This is a genomic window from Stutzerimonas sp., assembly GCF_982611455.1.
The window spans coordinates 200,233-216,700 of sequence record NZ_CEXBBO010000005.1; the positions used below are offsets into that span (position 1 = coordinate 200,233).

14 protein-coding genes are annotated in these 16,468 nt (G+C 60.0%); 5 read left to right on the top strand and 9 right to left on the bottom strand.

All coding sequences use genetic code 11. The features are described 5' to 3' along the window. Positions 1 to 159: 159 nt before the first annotated feature. Complete coding sequence (locus tag AC2LD7_RS05375) at positions 160 to 1,638, top strand: PhoX family protein (RefSeq protein WP_484596818.1); 1,479 nt, start codon at positions 160 to 162, stop codon at positions 1,636 to 1,638. Positions 1,639 to 1,784: 146 nt separating this feature from the next. On the opposite strand, the gene dbpA is transcribed toward AC2LD7_RS05375, so the two are convergent. Then, positions 1,785 to 3,164 carry an ATP-dependent RNA helicase DbpA gene (gene dbpA / locus AC2LD7_RS05380; protein ID WP_484596819.1) on the bottom strand — a complete coding sequence of 460 codons (1,380 nt, stop codon included), beginning with the start codon at positions 3,162 to 3,164 and terminating at the stop codon, positions 1,785 to 1,787. A gap of 146 nt (positions 3,165 to 3,310) precedes the next feature. Between dbpA and rloA2 the strand changes: the two genes are divergently transcribed. The 4 genes from rloA2 to AC2LD7_RS05400 all read left to right on the top strand — a co-directional run bounded on the left by rloA2 (position 3,311) and on the right by AC2LD7_RS05400 (position 7,149). Beyond that, positions 3,311 to 3,826, top strand: a complete 516-nt coding sequence (gene rloA2, locus AC2LD7_RS05385; RefSeq protein ID WP_484596820.1) for a retropepsin-like aspartic peptidase RloA2 — start codon at positions 3,311 to 3,313, stop codon at positions 3,824 to 3,826. A gap of 665 nt (positions 3,827 to 4,491) precedes the next feature. Continuing rightward, the gene (locus AC2LD7_RS05390) at positions 4,492 to 4,755 is read left to right on the top strand and encodes a DUF4212 domain-containing protein (RefSeq protein ID WP_484596821.1); all 264 of its coding nucleotides are present in this window, start codon (positions 4,492 to 4,494) and stop codon (positions 4,753 to 4,755) included. Between the two features lie 5 nt (positions 4,756 to 4,760). Beyond that, complete coding sequence (locus tag AC2LD7_RS05395) at positions 4,761 to 6,530, top strand: sodium:solute symporter family protein (protein WP_484596822.1); 1,770 nt, start codon at positions 4,761 to 4,763, stop codon at positions 6,528 to 6,530. Between the two features lie 97 nt (positions 6,531 to 6,627). Further along, on the top strand, positions 6,628 to 7,149 hold the full coding sequence (locus AC2LD7_RS05400) for a hypothetical protein (RefSeq protein WP_484596823.1): 522 nt from the start codon (positions 6,628 to 6,630) through the stop codon (positions 7,147 to 7,149). A 40-nt stretch (positions 7,150 to 7,189) separates the two neighbouring features. On the opposite strand, the gene AC2LD7_RS05405 is transcribed toward AC2LD7_RS05400, so the two are convergent. The 8 genes from AC2LD7_RS05405 to AC2LD7_RS05440 form a co-directional block, all read right to left on the bottom strand. After that, complete coding sequence (locus tag AC2LD7_RS05405) at positions 7,190 to 7,402, bottom strand: hypothetical protein (RefSeq protein WP_484596824.1); 213 nt, start codon at positions 7,400 to 7,402, stop codon at positions 7,190 to 7,192. Beyond that, on the bottom strand, positions 7,399 to 8,520 hold the full coding sequence (locus tag AC2LD7_RS05410) for a PepSY-associated TM helix domain-containing protein (RefSeq protein ID WP_484596825.1): 1,122 nt from the start codon (positions 8,518 to 8,520) through the stop codon (positions 7,399 to 7,401). The genes AC2LD7_RS05405 and AC2LD7_RS05410 overlap by 4 nt, the downstream gene beginning before the upstream one ends. Positions 8,521 to 8,578: 58 nt before the next feature. After that, a complete protein-coding gene (locus AC2LD7_RS05415; protein WP_484596826.1) occupies positions 8,579 to 10,990 on the bottom strand; it encodes a TonB-dependent siderophore receptor in 2,412 nt (803 codons plus the stop codon). 153 nt (positions 10,991 to 11,143) lie between these two features. Further along, the gene (locus AC2LD7_RS05420) at positions 11,144 to 12,127 is read right to left on the bottom strand and encodes a FecR family protein (RefSeq protein ID WP_484596827.1); all 984 of its coding nucleotides are present in this window, start codon (positions 12,125 to 12,127) and stop codon (positions 11,144 to 11,146) included. Continuing rightward, the gene (locus AC2LD7_RS05425) at positions 12,124 to 12,642 is read right to left on the bottom strand and encodes an RNA polymerase sigma factor (protein ID WP_484596828.1); all 519 of its coding nucleotides are present in this window, start codon (positions 12,640 to 12,642) and stop codon (positions 12,124 to 12,126) included. Before AC2LD7_RS05425 ends, AC2LD7_RS05420 begins: the two co-directional genes overlap by 4 nt. Positions 12,643 to 12,791: 149 nt before the next feature. Then, positions 12,792 to 13,493 carry a 3'-5' exonuclease gene (locus AC2LD7_RS05430; RefSeq protein ID WP_484596829.1) on the bottom strand — a complete coding sequence of 234 codons (702 nt, stop codon included), beginning with the start codon at positions 13,491 to 13,493 and terminating at the stop codon, positions 12,792 to 12,794. Beyond that, positions 13,490 to 15,424, bottom strand: coding sequence for a putative nucleotidyltransferase substrate binding domain-containing protein (locus tag AC2LD7_RS05435; protein ID WP_484596830.1), 1,935 nt, complete (start codon positions 15,422 to 15,424; stop codon positions 13,490 to 13,492). The genes AC2LD7_RS05430 and AC2LD7_RS05435 overlap by 4 nt, the downstream gene beginning before the upstream one ends. Positions 15,425 to 15,694: 270 nt before the next feature. Next, positions 15,695 to 16,468 (bottom strand): aldolase/citrate lyase/malate synthase family protein (locus AC2LD7_RS05440; protein ID WP_484596831.1); only part of this gene is annotated, 774 nt, incomplete at its 5' end.

Sequence of the window (16,468 nt, forward strand, 5' to 3'; positions counted from 1 at the left end):
GGACGCCAATGGTGTGCAGGCGTCACGGGTCAGCGTTGCAAAGCTTATACCGACCATCCGTCCCGCATCACCAGAACGCAATCGCTTGGTCATCGTTTCGCCGTATTCGGCTGGCTTGATTCATGTCGCCCCTCCCCACTCCGAGAAAGAGGACACCGCATGAACCGTGAACATGATGCCAGTCGCCGCAACCTGCTCAAGGGCGGCGCCATCGCCGCCGTCGCCGCCACTACGCCGTTACTCGGCACACTGCAGGCCTTCGCCGCGCGCAATGCACAAGGTCGCGGTGCCGGCCTGGCCCGCAGCAGCTACGGCCCGCTGCGCCCGACCAAGGACTTGAGTACTGGCCTGGAACTGCTGCAATTGCCCGATGGCTTCCAATACAAAAGCTTTTCCTGGACCGGAGACATGATGGAAAACGGTCAGCCGGTGCCCGGCTCCCATGACGGCATGGGCGTGATCGAGGTGCGCCGCGGGCAGCATGGCCCGGAGATCGTGCTGGTGCGCAACCATGAAATCGGTACCGGCGCGATGATCGAGGCCAACGGTATTTACGATGGCGTCACGCTCGCCAATGGTCAGCGTCTGGCAGGCGGCACCACCAATCTGTACTTCTCGCGCGGTATCGAACATGAGGTGCGCACCGTGCCAAGCCTGGGTGGCACCCGAACCAACTGTGCCGGCGGCGTGACGCCCTGGGGCACCTGGTTGTCCTGCGAGGAAACCACGGCGGACAACAGCAGTGCCGGTGGTCGCCCGCACGGCTACGTCTTCGAAGTGACCGCCAATCCTGCGCTGACCACCGGCCAGCCGATTATCCAGATGGGCCGCTTCGCCCATGAGGCGGTGGCGGTGGATCCGCGCAACAGCTACGTCTACCTGACCGAAGACGCCCGCAACCAGGCCGGCTACTACCGATACATTCCCACCGACGCCAGCCAGCAGCCCGGCTCCCTTGCGGCAGGTGGAATTCTGCAGGCCGCGCGAGTCCGCAACCGCGCCTTGGTCGATCTGCACGCACCGAAGCAGGGCGACAGCTATCAGCTCGAATGGGTCGAAGTACCAAACCCGAACCTGGAACCGCAGCCCGAAGGCAGCGGCCCCTATGCCCAGGCGCGCCAAGCCGGCGGGCTGAGCATGAGCCGTGGCGAAGGCATCTGGCACAGCGAAGGCAAGCTGTTCATCGTCGACACCAGCGCGGGTACCGATAGTCAGGGCCGTGCCGGTTACGGCCGCGGCGCGGTCTGGATGCACGACCTGGCAAACGATCGCCTGACCTGCATCTTCGCTTCCACCGACGCGGAAATCGCCAACAACCCGGACAACATCACCGTCAGCCCGCGAGGCGGCTTGTTGCTCTGCGAAGACGGCGGCGGCGCGCAGGATGCCTACGGCTTCGGCGAGCGCCTGCTGGGCCTGACCACGGCGGGCGAAGCCTACATATTTGCCAAGAACAACATAGTCTTCGATGACGTGCAGGCTGCCGCTGCCGGCAAGCGGGTTTCCGGCGGCGATTACCGTAATAGGGAGTTCTGCGGCGCCTGCTTCGATCCGACCGGGCATTTCCTCTTCGTGAATGCCCAGACGCCGGGCATCACATTTGCCATCTGGGGCCCCTGGGCGCGCGGGTCGTTGTAACGGGAGCGGTGGAGGCGGGACCTGAGAGCGTCCGGCCTGACGTAGGGTGGATGTCGCTTTTTACATCCACCTTGCTTTGGTTCGGTGGATCGGTGAAGCGTGATCCACCCTACGGTCTGTCCAGCCTCCAGCCTCCAGCCTCCAGCTTATAGCTGCCTTACTTTCAACGATCGCCCCTTGATCTTCCCGGCGTTGAGGCGATTCAGCGCCGGCTTGGCGACGCTGCGCTCAACGGCCACAAAGGCCTGGAAATCGAAGATCGCGATCTTGCCAACCTGAGTGCCGGGAATTCCCGCATCGCCGGTCAGCGCGCCGAGGATATCGCCAGGACGTAGCTTGTCCTTGCGGCCAGCACCGATGCACAAGGTGATCATTGGCGGTTGCAGCGGTTCGCCGGGCTGCGCTTTCAGATCGTTCAGCGGCTGCCAGTTGAGCGGCGCCTTCTGGCGCTCTTCGATTGCCCGCGCGCGATGGGCTTCGGAAGGGGCGACCAGGCTGATGGCGATGCCTTTCTTGCCGGCGCGCCCGGTACGTCCGACGCGGTGAATGTGGATTTCCGAGTCGCGCGCCAGTTCGACGTTAATCACCATGTCCAGCGCGTCGATATCCAGGCCACGTGCGGCGACGTCGGTCGCGACCAGCACCGACAGGCTGCGGTTGGCGAACATCGCTAGCACCTGATCGCGGTCACGTTGCTCCAGATCGCCATTGAGCGTCATGGCGGAAATGCCCTTGGCGGTGAGCTGGTCGACCAGCTCTTGGCACTGCTGCTTGGTGAAGCAGAAAGCGACGCAGGTTTCCGGGCGGAAACTGGCGAGAATGCGCACCACGGCGTCCATCCGGTCTTCCGGGTCGATTTCGTAGAAGCGCTGCTCGATCTGCGAATCGTCATGCAGCGCCTCGGCCTTGACCTGCTGAGGGTCGCGCATGAACGTGGCCGAGAGCTGCTTGATACCAGCGGGATAGGTGGCTGAAAACAATAGTGTCTGACGCTTGCTCGGGGTCTGGCCGATGATTTCGGCGATGGCATCGTAGAAGCCCATGTCGAGCATGCGGTCCGCTTCGTCGAGTACCAGCGTGTTGAGCCCGTCGAGTTTCAATGTGCCTTTTTTCAGGTGCTCCTGAATGCGTCCGGGCGTGCCGACGATGACATGCGCGCCGTGCTCCAGCGAGCCGATCTGCGGGCCGATGGAAACCCCGCCGCACAGCGTGAGAATCTTGATGTTGTCAGCCGAACGCGCCAGGCGGCGCAGTTCCTTGGCGACCTGATCAGCCAGTTCGCGGGTCGGGCAAAGCACCAGCGCTTGGCAGCCGAAATAGCGTGGATTGAGCGGCTCGAGCAGCGCGATGCCGAACGCGGCGGTTTTGCCGCTGCCGGTCTTTGCCTGCGCGATGAGGTCCATGCCCTTGAGCATCACGGGCAGGCTCTGGGCCTGAATCGGCGTCATTTCGGTGTAGCCGAGCGCGTCGAGATTGGCCAGCGTCGCGGGGCTGAGAGGCAGGGTGGCGAAGGCTGAACTGGGCACGGTAGTCATCTGCAAGGGGAAGTGGTGCGCAGTCTAACAGGCCCATGCGGTCGTCGCGTGGCAGCCGCCGGACCCACCGCACTGAGCGGAACGGATACAGTCCCGGCAGGTCCCAAAGGAGTCAATGGATACTCCAGGAGTTTGTTTTGTCCCGTCTGTTGTTGTTGCTGAGCGCGTTATCACTGCCCGTCATTGCCGCAGAGCCGACGCTCTTCGGCCGCTATGAACAGATCAAGATCGAAGATATCGGCAAGACCCTAAAGGCCAAGATGGACACCGGTGCCATGACTGCCTCGCTGTCGGCTCGTGACATCGAGCACTTCGAACGTGACGGCGAGGACTGGGTACGATTCCGCCTGGCTGTCGAAGGCGCTGGCGATACATTTTATGAGCGTCCCTTGGCGCGCATTGCCGAAATCAAGTCACGCGCAGAGGAAGCGGCGGGCTCCGATGACGATGCCGGGCGCGGCCCCGGTGTCGCCGAGCGCCCTGTGGTGGAAATGCAGTTGTGTATCGGTGATCAGTTGCGCGAAGCCGAGGTGAACCTTACCGATCGCAGTCACTTCAGTTATCCGCTGCTGATCGGCGCCACGGCCATCAGCGATCTCGACGCGGCCATCGATCCGGCGCAGAAGTACACGGCAGGTCGCCCGACCTGCTGAGGCAGCCTCTCAGGCTGGATAACAGGACGGCTGACGATCGGTAGGTTTGTAGCGGTCGCCCGCGACTCGCTCTGAGCCTTGCCCGGAAGCGGTGATTGGGCCGCAACTTTAAAGCGGCCCTGCCCTTACGTTACTCAGGCATGCGCGCTGTCTACCGCTGCTTGAGGGTCCGTTTGCTTCCTATTTAGCGGCGGGCCCTTCGTGAAAATAACGATGGAAGTAGTGAAACTTAGGTTCACAGATATGTGCGGCCAATACAGCGCTGCCCATATAAATAAGATATGCCGTGCCGGTTTAATCATCAGATTAATGGTTAGTCATTTATTGTTGAAGAAGTTGATATAAGCGATTTTTTTGAAATGTAATTGAAGGGTAACGGCAATAAATGATGTTGGCCCCGGTTTGCTAGCTAGTCGAGCCGAGCGATCTGCGGTCCGGGTGAATCTGGCGTGATTCCCTCTGCTTTGCAGGGGCACTGGTGAAGGTCGTCCTGTCATGCCCCTGTGCAGTGGTTCACGAAATCTTTGATGCCTAGAGAAGATGGCGGCTAAGCGGGCACTTTAGTCCCGTCAGACTAAAGTCGGGGCTTACTTTCCAGCACGTATCCTTGTTACATTCATGATGTGGTTCCCCTTACTCGTAATAAAAATAAGACGGAGAACGTCATGGCCGACGCCGATAAAGAAAATGCTGCTGCGTACTGGAAGGCGAATGTTCGCCTCATAACATGGAGCCTGGTGGTCTGGGCCCTCGTCTCATATGGCTTCGCCATATTCTTGCGTCCCATGCTTTCCGGCATACCGGTGGGGGGGGCGGACTTGGGCTTCTGGTTTGGTACTCAGGGATCCATTCTTACGTTCCTTGCGATCATCTTCTTCTACGCGTGGAAGATGAACAAGCTGGACAAAGAATTTGGTGTGGAGGAGTAACCAGCATGAGTCAATTCTGGATAAACATGTTGTTCGTGGGTGCATCCTTCGCACTGTACTTCGGTATTGCGTACTGGGCCCGAGCTGGCTCGACCAAGGAGTTCTACGTCGCCGGTGGTGGCGTTCATCCCGTGACCAACGGTATGGCGACTGCGGCAGACTGGATGTCTGCGGCATCTTTCATTTCCATGGCCGGTATCATTGCTTCCGGTGGTTATGCCACTTCGGCCTATCTGATGGGCTGGACGGGCGGCTACGTGCTGCTGGCGATGTTGCTGGCGCCCTACCTGCGCAAGTTTGGCAAATTCACCGTACCGGACTTTATCGGTGATCGCTTTTATAGCCGAGGCGCGCGCCTGGTTGCGGTTATCTGTCTGATCGTTATCTGCGTGACCTACGTGATCGGTCAGATGTCTGGTGCCGGTGTGGCGTTCTCCCGCTTCCTCGAGGTGGACAACAACACGGGTATATGGCTTGCTGCCGGTGTCGTGTTTGTCTACGCGGTGTTTGGTGGCATGAAGGGCATTACCTACACCCAGGTGGCCCAGTACGTGGTATTGATCATTGCCTATACCATTCCGGCTGTGTTCATCGCCATGCAGCTGACTGGCAATCCGATTCCCAGTTTGGGCATGTTCGGTACTCACGTAGAGTCCGGCCTTCCTTTGCTGGACAAGCTAGATAGCGTCGTGCGTGATTTGGGTTTCCAAGACTTTACCGCTGAAGTCGACAATAAACTCAACATGGCCCTGTTTACCCTGTCGCTGATGATCGGTACTGCAGGTCTGCCTCACGTCATCATCCGTTTCTTCACTGTGCCGAAGGTGGCAGATGCCCGCTGGTCCGCAGGCTGGACCCTGGTATTCATCGCGCTGCTTTACCTGACTGCTCCGGCCGTTGGCTCCATGGCGCGCCTGAACCTGCTCGACACTATTTATCCAGAGGGTCCGCAGGCCGAAGCGATTCGGTTTGATGAGCGTCCAGATTGGATGAAAACCTGGGAAGAGACCGGTCTCATCAAGTGGGAAGACAAGAACAGTGATGGCCGTATCCAGCTGTATAACGACGCCAACGCCGACTTCGCTCCTGCTGCTACAGAGCGTGGCTGGAATGGTAACGAGCTGGTCGTCAACAACGACATCATCGTGCTGGCAAACCCTGAAATCGCCAACCTGCCTGGCTGGGTCATCGGTTTGATCGCTGCAGGTGGTATTGCCGCAGCGCTCTCGACTGCTGCAGGCCTGCTGTTGGCCATCTCCGCGGCTATCAGCCATGACCTGATCAAGAACATCATCAATCCGAAGATCAGTGAGAAGAACGAGATGCTCGCTGCGCGTCTCTCCATGACAGGTGCGATCCTCCTGGCAACCTGGCTGGGGCTGAATCCTCCGGGCTTCGCCGCGCAGGTGGTAGCTTTGGCGTTCGGTATTGCCGCAGCTTCGCTGTTCCCGGCGCTGATGATGGGTATCTTCTCCAAGCGTGTAAACAGCAAGGGCGCGGTCGCAGGTATGGTTGTGGGTCTGGTTACCACCCTGGTCTACATCTTCATGTACCTTGGCTGGTTCTTCATCCCCGGCACGGCGTCCTTCGCCAATACGCCTGAAAACTGGTTGTTCGGCATCTCTCCGCTGGCCTTCGGTGCAGTGGGCGCGATGATCAACTTCGCAGTGGCTTATGCTGTGTCGCTGTCCACTGAAGCGCCTCCGCAGGCAATTCAGGATCTGGTTGAAAGTGTTCGTACCCCTAAGGGTGCTGGCGCTGCGCTTGATCACTAATGACAATGCAACCAGACGTCAGACTTGGTCTGACACGAGGTTGAGGTAGGAGTCGGGCTTCCATTTGGAAGCCCGATTTTTTTTGAGGGAGCTGTATATGATCTGGCATTTAATCGCTGCAATTGTTGCTGCCCTGGCGGGTGCGGGGATCGCACTGCTGCTGCGTAATCTCACTCGCAAGCGGCTGCCGAAATGGATCGTTCCGGCATTCGCCGGCTTGGGCATGCTCGCCTATACGATCCATTACGAGTACACATGGTTTGAAACCAAAGAGGCGCGTCTGCCGGAAGGATCGGTGATCGTTTCGAGTGAAGAAGGCCATATGTTATGGCGACCCTGGACCATGATGTTTCCCATGCCGCTTGTTTATACGGTACTTGATAGTGCCAATGCGCAAATGGAGGAAACTTCCAAGGGGCGAATCGCCCGTTTCGCCCTGTATCGCTTTGAAAAGCGCCACCTGATGTCCACGGTGATAAGCGCGCCTTATCAGTTGCTCTGCGACGAAAAGGTGATGTTCAGGTTGAACGAGGCAGGTCAGGCGAAGTTTGAAACCATGACCGAACTGGAGACGGACGCACCGCTTTACCGGGCCGTTTGCTTATCCGACCGTTTGTAACGCGCTCCAATCCAGCGATGCGCCACCATGGCGGGTCACGTCACAATTGCTGGTGCTGGCTGATCCTTCCGCTGCCTACCCGACTTCTTCGGCCAGGCAGCAAAGGCCACAGGCTTAGTACCACCTGAGCGCCCAATCCGAGCCAGGCGAGCACATCCCACCAGCCGTCGCCGAGTAGCGCGGCGAACAATCCGGCCACACCGAGCAGGCCGATCAGACCAGGCAGCAGGAAGGTCGATTGGCGCCAGCTCATGCCATCACCTCGCGCGCCGATGTTGCGCCGCGACGGCGAACCCACCACAGATACAGCCCGCTGCCGAGCACGATGATGGTCAGCACGTCGAGTACCGCCCAGAGCAGCTGCATTGGGCGACCACCGTAATCGCCGAAATGCAAAGGCTGTGACAGACCGAGCGCGTCCATGTACCACGGGCGCTCGCCGACTGCGGTCACGTCGAGTGTTTGCGCGTCGATCAGCACCGGGGTGAAGAGGTGAGAAGTCAAATGGCTGCTGCCATTCATGAACACGGCGTAGTGGTGTTCGCTGGAAAAACGCGTGCCGGGAAAAGCGATGAAGTCCGGTCGCATACCCGGCGCCGCCTGGGTGGCGATTTCCAACAGCTGGCTGGCGGGTGCGCGTGTCGTCAGCGGCGGCGCATCCCGGTAGGGTTCGAGCATCGCCGTCAGCGATTCGGCGCGCCAGGCCTCGATCAGTAGATCGGCACAGGCACTGACGACGCCGGTAACTCCAACCACCAGCGCCCAGCTGAGCGTGACGACGCCGATCAGGTTGTGCAGGTCGAGCCAGCGCGTACGACGGGAGCGTTCGTGACGCACCTTGGCAAAATCGAGACGCCGCATGAACGGCGCGTAAAGCACCACGCCGGAAACGATCGCGACGATGAAAAGAATGCCCATGAACGCCAGCAACAGCTTGCCGGGAAGCCCGGCGAACATATCGACGTGCATGCGCAAGAAGAACATCATCAGCCCGCCGTTGGCCGCCGGCATTTCCACGGCTTCGCCGGTGCGGGCGTCAAGCATGAAGGTATAAGAAGAGTTTGGCTCCGTCCCTGCTGTAGCCGCGGTAATCGCCACCACGCCGTTGGGTTCGTCCGCTTCCCAGCCGAAATACTGCACGACCTCTCCAGCGCGATGCCGCTCGGCCGCGCTGACCAGTTGCTGCAGGTCGAGATGCGGCGTTTCGGCGGGCATCTCATGCAACTCTGGCGCCTCGCCGAGCAGATGCTCCAGCTCGTGATGAAAGATCAGCGGCAGCCCGGTGATGGCCAGCATCAGCAGGAACAACGTGCAGATCAGGCTGGTCCAGGTATGGACGAAGGACCAGCGGCGGATGGTTTTGCTTTGCATCAGGTAAATCCTGTAATGACAAAGCCGGCCATTAGGCCGGCCCGGGAGGCACCGCTGATCAGAACTCTAGCTGGCCGGAGAACGTCAACGTCCGCGGATCACCGAGGTAGTAACTGTTCAGCCAGTATTCCTTATCCGCGAGATTGCTCACATTGGCACGCAGCGTGAGATCGTTATCGCCCACCGGCATGCGGTAACGGGCGCCAACATCGAAGGTCGTAAACGAAGACAGGCTGTACTGGTTTTCCGCATCGCTGTACTGCTTGCCGGTGTAATAGGCGCCGCCGGTAATGGCGAAGCCTGGGGCGCTGGCCACGTCGTACTCCGCATAGAGCTTCGCCAGCTTCGAGGCGACGTTGGTGGGCTTGTTGCCGTCGTTGGCGGCGACGTTGGATTTCTTCACGCTTGCGTCGAGCAGGGTCAAACCTCCCACCAGTGTCAGCGCAGGCGTAACCTTGCCGGTGACACCGAATTCGATACCCGTATTTTCCTGGCGCCCGTTTGGTGTGTAGACGAAATTGCTGATGTAGTTCGGCTTGTCGATGTTGAACAACGCAACAGTAAACAGCGCATCGCCCCAAAGGGCCTTGGCACCTATTTCGTACTGCTCACTGACTTCTGGCGGCAGCGCGACGGTCGGCCCACCGGGGAATACCGAGGTCGAGCCTCCAGCTTCCAGCCCTTCGATATAGCTCGCGTACGTCGTCAGCCAGGGCGCGGGCTTATAGATCAGCGAGACGTTCGGCGAGGTCTCGCTCTTCTCGTACTCGGTTATGCCCGCACCGTAGACGAAGTCGTTAGAGAAGGTTTCGATTTTCGAATGAACCACGCCGAGGATCGTCGACCATTGTGGATTAAAGGTAATCACATCACCGATGAGGACGCTGCTCAGATCGCTGGTTGCGGAGAGATGCTTGCTGCTGTTGCCGATGCTATAGCCAGGCTTGCTGACTTGCGGTGCTTCGCCGATCAGGACGTTGTCGACAACAGAGTCCCATTGAAAATCAAAGGGAATATGGTCGGTGTGCTGCTTGGTGCGCAAACTGTTGCCCTGATAGCCGACTGTAAGTTTGTGCCCCAGGGGGCCGGTTTGAAATACCGAGTCAAGAAAGAGGTTGGCGGAGGTCTCTTCGTTATCGACGGGGGCGAACGCGTAAAGCGGTTGCGCATAGGTTCCGGCGGGAGTGGTGGCGTCGATTGTCGGACCGGTATAGACGTACTCGTCGGTGTATTCCGCATAGGCCAGCGCTCCACGAAGCGTAAACACATCGCTCAGGCGCCAGTTGAAACGGCTTCCAACGCGGTCATGTTCACTGTCCGAAATGGCCCAACGTTGGCTGTATAGCTTGTCATTGTCGAGATCGCTGGCGCTCGGTCGGCGGCTGCCATCCGCTACGAACCAATAGCTGGTGAGGCCGTGAGTCTCGTTTTCTTTATGCGAGGCATCGAACTGGATCAGCAGGTCGTTGCTGACGTTCCAGTCCAGCGCCAGGCTGATCATCTGACGGCGCCGCTTCTGCATGTCGATGGCGGTCTCGCCATCCTGGGTCAGCATGTTCAATCGATAGGCGAAGACACCTTGGTCATCGATCTTGCCGCCAAAATCGCCGTGTAAGTAATAGTTCTCACCACCGGCATTTCCGAGCGTCACGCTGTTGTAGCGCTCGTAGGTAGGACGCTTGAGAACATAGTTGACCAAACCACCGGGGCTTGCCGGTCCGTACAGAAAGCCGCTGAGTCCGGTGAGCACCTCGATCTGCTCCATCTCCTCGACGAAATTGCCGCTGTCGTAACCGGTACTGAAGCGCAGACCGTCATTGGCGATGCTTAGGTTACCGGCATCGCTGAAACCTCGAATAGCGACCGCACTGGCGTAGCCCGCATTTTTCGGCGAGTAGAGCTGAGTGAAAGGGTTGCGTTTGAAGATGTCATCGGTGGATGTGGTCTGAGTGTTGCGCAGCATGTCTGATGAAACGACGCTGATCGAGTAGGGGGCATCCTGAAGCGCCATGCCACCCAGCGCACCGACATTTCTGGCTGTGGTAGTTCGATAGCCACTTTCTTCACCACCTTCGACAAGAGGCTCGGTAGCCGTCACGGTTACGTCTGGAAGCGCCATCGCATCGGTTGCTGCAGGGTGCAGGCTGTAGCTGCCGGAGCTGTTCTGACGCAACTCAAGACCCGTACCGCGTAGCGCTTCGTGCAAGGCTCCCTGACCGTTAAAACGACCTTGCACCGGTTCAGCCATGCGCTCACGGGTCAGCGCCGGGTCGATACTCAATACCAGTCCTGCCTCCGCTGCAATGCGATTGAGTGTGGTAGCAAGGGGGGCGGCAGGCAGGGCGTATTCGCGGATTTCGTCCGCAGCTGTGGCGTTGTTGGCGACGGACTGTGCGAACAGAGGTAACGGCGCGATGCCGATGGCAACGGCGAGCAGGCTTGGGCGAAACAGTGGAACGAGCGACGGCATTGTGAATGACTCCCGAATAGGAATATGTCTCAGTTACTCATCAGGCCGAAGGACAATCAAAAAGTGATAGGGCAGCGCTGAAAAATATCTATCTAGGCAGATTCGTTTCGAAAGCCGGCTCGCTTGATGGCTCGCGGCTTCGTAGCGAGGCGGTCAATCGCCAGTGGGCGTCGCTGAGTCATCCGGCACGACCTCGACCCACCAGTCGGTATGGCGCTCGATCCGTACCGGGAGGCTGGGCGGCAGGGCGGCGAGCGCGCGGTCTGTGTCTTGCAACGGAAAGCTGCCGCTGATGCGTAGGGACTCGAGGCGCGGATCGAGGCCCAGATAGCCACGCCGGTACTCGCCCAGCTTCGCCAGCAGCTCACCCAGCGGCATGTCATCGACTATCAGCATGCCGCGGCTCCACGCATCCGCCGCGATGGGTGCAGACGAGCTGGCTCCAAGTTGATCGCGGCGCATCAGCACCTGCTCGCCGGCACGTACGGTACGGCCCTCCTGAAGATCGTTCGGAAGTGCGGCAACCGCCGAGCGCAGCACGATAAGCCGGGTGGCGTCGCCCTCGCGACGAACGATAAAGCGGGTGCCCAGCGCTCGCAGGTCACCCTGGCTGGTTTCCACGATAAATGGCCGCGGGTCGCTTTCCGGGGCCGTTTCCACCAGTACTTCTCCCTGATGCAGGAACAGCCTGCGCTGTTTCTCATCGAAACGGACGTCCAGTGCGCTGCGGCTGTTCAATTGGATACGGCTGTTGTCATCCAGGGTAAAGCTGCGTTGCTCACCCGCGCCCGTGCTTTCGTCTGCCAGCCAGATCGGCAGTGGTCGTGCCTGAAGCGCAAGGCCAATACCAATGGTGCAGAGCAAGGCCAGCCCCAAGAGCGCGCGGCCAGCACTTTGTCGTTTGGCTGATACGTTGAGCTGCAGAGCACGCCGAGCGCTTGGCGAGTTGATCGTTCCCAGCTGCCGATCGATACCGCCGAGCTGCGCCCATGCCTTGGCATGCTCAGGACTCATAGCCAGCCAGCGTTGCAAGTCGGTGAGGTGTGATTCGCTGTCAGCGCTATCACCCAGACGCAATTGCCAGGCGATGGCTTCGTCGAGGATTCGGGCCGATACGGGTGTTTGCGCGTCGCTCATGTCGGCTCGCCATAGGCAGCGATGTAACACTGACGAAGCGCTTGGGCCAGATACTGCCGCACGCGCGGGACCGAGACGCCAAGACGCTGGGCAATCTCGGCGTGAGTCATGCCATCCAGACGGTTGTAGAAAAAAGCCGCCCGGGCGTTCGCCGAGAGCTGACCAAGCAGCGCATTCACCTCGCGCAGGGCTTCGAGGATCTGCAATTGCTCCTCCGCACTGGGCTGTGTTTCCTCTGGCTGCAAGGCCAGCTCGTCAAGGTAGGCACGCTCCAGTGCGTTGCGGCGGAAGTGGTCAATCAGCAATCCGCGCGCAATGGTCGCCAGCAGTGCGCGGGGCTCGCGCACGCCGCGCAGGTCGTTGCGTTTGAGCAGGCGTAGGAAGGTATCCTGGCTCAGGTCCTCGGCCCGATGGGGGCATGCCTGATAGCGCCTCAGCCAGTTGAGCAGCCAATCGCGATGATCGCGATACAGCGTGCCTAGGAAAAGTTGGTTGGACGACTCACTAGCCGACAAGGCTAACGCTCCAAGGCCGGGAACTGGCCGGTAACGAGAACTATTCGCAGCATGATCTCAAGTTGCCGCCATCGGTGCAACGTCAGATCATCGGTTGAGCATGATTAATCGGGGCTAAGAAAAGTTTCGATGACAGGAGGCGCTTCACGTCAGATGCGCGCCTGTTGTCGCCGACGCCAATTGGTCAGGCGCTGGTTCAACGCCACGAGGCTATCGAGGCCCTGCCGACGCGCTTGGCTGAAAAGAATCAGGGCGATTTCGGCGGTCACCAGCGCATCGGCGCTGGCGTGATGGCGCTGCAGGACTTGTAAGCCGAAGCGTGCACACCACTCATCCAGACCATTGTGCCGCGGTCGGTTGTCAGGGCAGAGCATCGGCGCCAGTTCGGCCACGTCTATAAAAGAGTGACGGAGCTTGTAGCCGAGGGCCTGTTTCAGGGCGCGAGTCAGCATGTGCTGATCGAAACCAGCGTGAAAAGCCAGGATCGGGCTGTCGCCGATGAACTCCAGAAGGTCCAACAAGGCTTCGGCTGGCTCCTCGCCGGCCTCCAGTGCGCTCGGGGCGATACCGTGGATCAGTACGCTCTCGCTGACTTTTTGCGCAGGCCGCAGCAGCGTCGACTCGAACTGATCGCCCAAGTTGATGCCGCCATTCTCGATCACCACCGCGCCGATGGAGAGAACGATATCCCGACGCATATCCAGGCCGCTGGTTTCCAGATCGAGCACCACCAGGCGCTGCTCCTGCAGTGGGCAGGTTCCCGGCGTCGTGGGTATTGGCAATCGATCGCGGCGTTGCAGCTGATCCAGGTCGAGAGCAGGGCCGCGTGTCTTGAACCAAGGCATATTCATAACTGATAGTGCAGGGCCAGACTGCTCTGCAGGCGCTGGGCCTGACGGAAAGACTCACGCAGGATGCGTCGATCCAGATGGTTGAGGGTGTCCGGATCGAGGCGATTGGAATAGGGCTGGCCTCCGCGGGCCTGTTCTTGATGCTGCTGCATGCGCGTCTGCTGAATGAAATGGTAGGCCTCCTCGTAGGCCGCGCCATCCTTCTCATCGATTACCTTTCTCTCAACCAGCTGCCGCAACCGGTCGAGCGTGTTGCAAGTGGCGATGCCATGGCCTAAAGCGAGCAGTCGCGCCCCGTCGACGAAGGGCGTCAGCCCCTGCACTTTGAGATCCAGGGTCGCCTTGCCGTCGCCTTTGCGGGTCACCACGAAGTCGCGGAAGCGGCCCACGGGCGGCCGCTGACGCAAGGCGTTTTCGGCCAGCATGCGTTGGAATAGACGATTTTCGCCGATTTCCTCGAGCAGTTCGTTGCGTAGCTGCTCGTAGCCTTCGCAGGGTCCCCAGACGGCCCGCAGATCGAAATAGATGGTGCTGCTGAGCAGGTTTTCCGGCGTCGACTCGCGAATGAACGAACTGAAGCGGCGCCGCCATTCTTGCCGCGACAGGCACAGCTGCGGATTGCTGGCCATGATGTTGCCCTTGCACAGGGTAAAGCCGCAGATGTCGAGATCATGGTTGATGCGCTCGGCGAGCGGCAGCAGCCGTCCGCGGATATGTGCGGCCTCGGCGGCATTGGCGGCCTCGAACAGGATGCCGTTGTCTTGATCGGTGTGCAGCGTCTGTTCGCGCCTCCCCTCGCTGCCGAAGCATAGCCAGGTGAAGGGAATGCCGGGATCGCCGAGCGCTTCGATGGCCAGCTCGATCACACGGCAGACCGAGTGATCGTTGAGTAGCGTGATGATGTGGGTGATCTGTGTCGAGGATGCGCCGTGCGCCAGCATGTTATCTACCAGCGGCAAGATGCGGTTGCGGATGATCACCAGCGTCTCGATGCTGTCGGCATGAGAGATGGCCTGCGCCAGATGAACCAGATCGACGCGCTGCAGGGAAAACAAATCGCGCTCGGAGATCACGCCGCTTAGCAGGCCGTCCTCGACCACACAGACATGTGCGATATGCCGCTCGGTCATGGCGATCGCCGCATCGAACGCAGTGGCGTCCGGCGGCAGGTGGAAGGGGTTATGAGTCATGAATCGGTCGATCGGCGCAGACAGCTCGATGGTGCCGGCGCCGATCACCTGACGCAGGTCGCGCAAGGTGAAGATACCCTGCGGACGCAGGGCAGCATCGGTGATCACGATGCTGCCGACATTGGTCTCGTTCATCATCCTGACCGCTTCGACGAGCGGCGTCGATGGCAGGCAGGAGACCGGATGATGCAGCGCCAACTCGCCAATCCGGGTTTCCAGGGAATACTGCGCGCCGAGGCTTTCCACGGCGCGCATCTGCGCCTGCTGGTTGACCAGATCGAGCAGGCTGCTCACGCCGCGCATGGCGAAGTCGCGGAACGCGGCGGATTTGGACACCAATTTGACGAACGCCGGCTTGTTCAGCAGAAAGCAGAAGGTGTCTTCCGCTGCGAAATGTCCCGTGCGTGTGGCGCGCTCGCCCATCAGTGCGGCCATCGGGAAGCATTCGCCGACGATTACCTCGAACGTCGTCTCGGTCCCGCGTTTGCTGGTGTGCGGCCGCTGGCCGTGAACGCGGCCCTGCTTGACGATGTAGAAGTGATCGACGACGCCGTCATCGGGCGAAATGATGCAATCGCCTTCGCTGTAGAAACGCAGCTGGCAGTTCTCTACCAGATAGGCCAGATGTCCCGGCTCCATCTGGTTGAAAGGCGGATATTTGCGCAGAAACTCCATGGTCCCGTGGATGTTCTGCAACACGGCGGTCTTGCCAGCCTCGGCGAAGGCATCGGCTTTGCTCATGGTTCGCTTCCAGTTTTCGCCCAATGGTGGGCTTTGGGTCCCATGGGGCACATTGGACGTAAGTCTAGTCGCGAGTGGCAGCTGCCGGGGTGATACGAGGCAGTCTCGCCGATAGGGTGTTACAGGGTTACGCGTTCCGGCATGGTGATCAAGGCAAGCTGCTATTCAGGACGCTTGGTTATTCGGCGGGCTTCAGCACTTCTGAGCGGAATTGAGGGCATAAAAAAACCGCCCTGTGTGGGCGGTTTTTCATCGCTTTGGCTTTGCGGGTTACAGACCGTTCTTGGCCTTGAACTCGCGGCGGCGGCGGTGCAGCACCGGCTCGGTGTAGCCGTTGGGCTGCTGGGTGCCTTCGAGGACCAGTTCAAGCGCGGCCTGGAAGGCCACGTTGTTGTCGAAGTCCGGTGCGAGCGGGCGATACAGCGGGTCGCCAGCGTTCTGACGATCCACCACCGGCGCCATGCGCTTGAGGCTTTCGACAACCTCTTCTTGAGTCACCACGCCATGACGCAGCCAGTTGGCCATGTGCTGGCTGGAGATGCGCAGGGTGGCGCGGTCTTCCATCAATGCGACATCGCTGATGTCCGGTACTTTCGAACAGCCGACGCCTTGGTCGATCCAGCGCACCACGTAGCCGAGGATGCCCTGGGCGTTGTTGTCCAGTTCGTTGCGCTTTTCTTCCTCGCTCCAATTGGTGTTCGGCGCCAACGGGATGGTGAGGATGTCATCCACCGAGGCCTTCTCGCGCTTGGCCAGTTCGGTCTGACGAGCAAACACGTCGACCTTGTGGTAGTGCATGGCGTGCAACGTGGCAGCAGTCGGCGAGGGTACCCAAGCAGTGTTGGCGCCAGCCATTGGATGGCCGATCTTCTGTTCGAGCATCGCAGCCATCAGGTCGGGCATGGCCCACATGCCCTTGCCGATCTGCGCTTTGCCTTGCAGACCGCAGGCGAGGCCGACATCGACGTTGTTGTTCTCGTACGAGCCGATCCACTTCTCAGCCTTCATCGCCGCTTTGCGAACGACCGGGCCGGCTTCCATGGA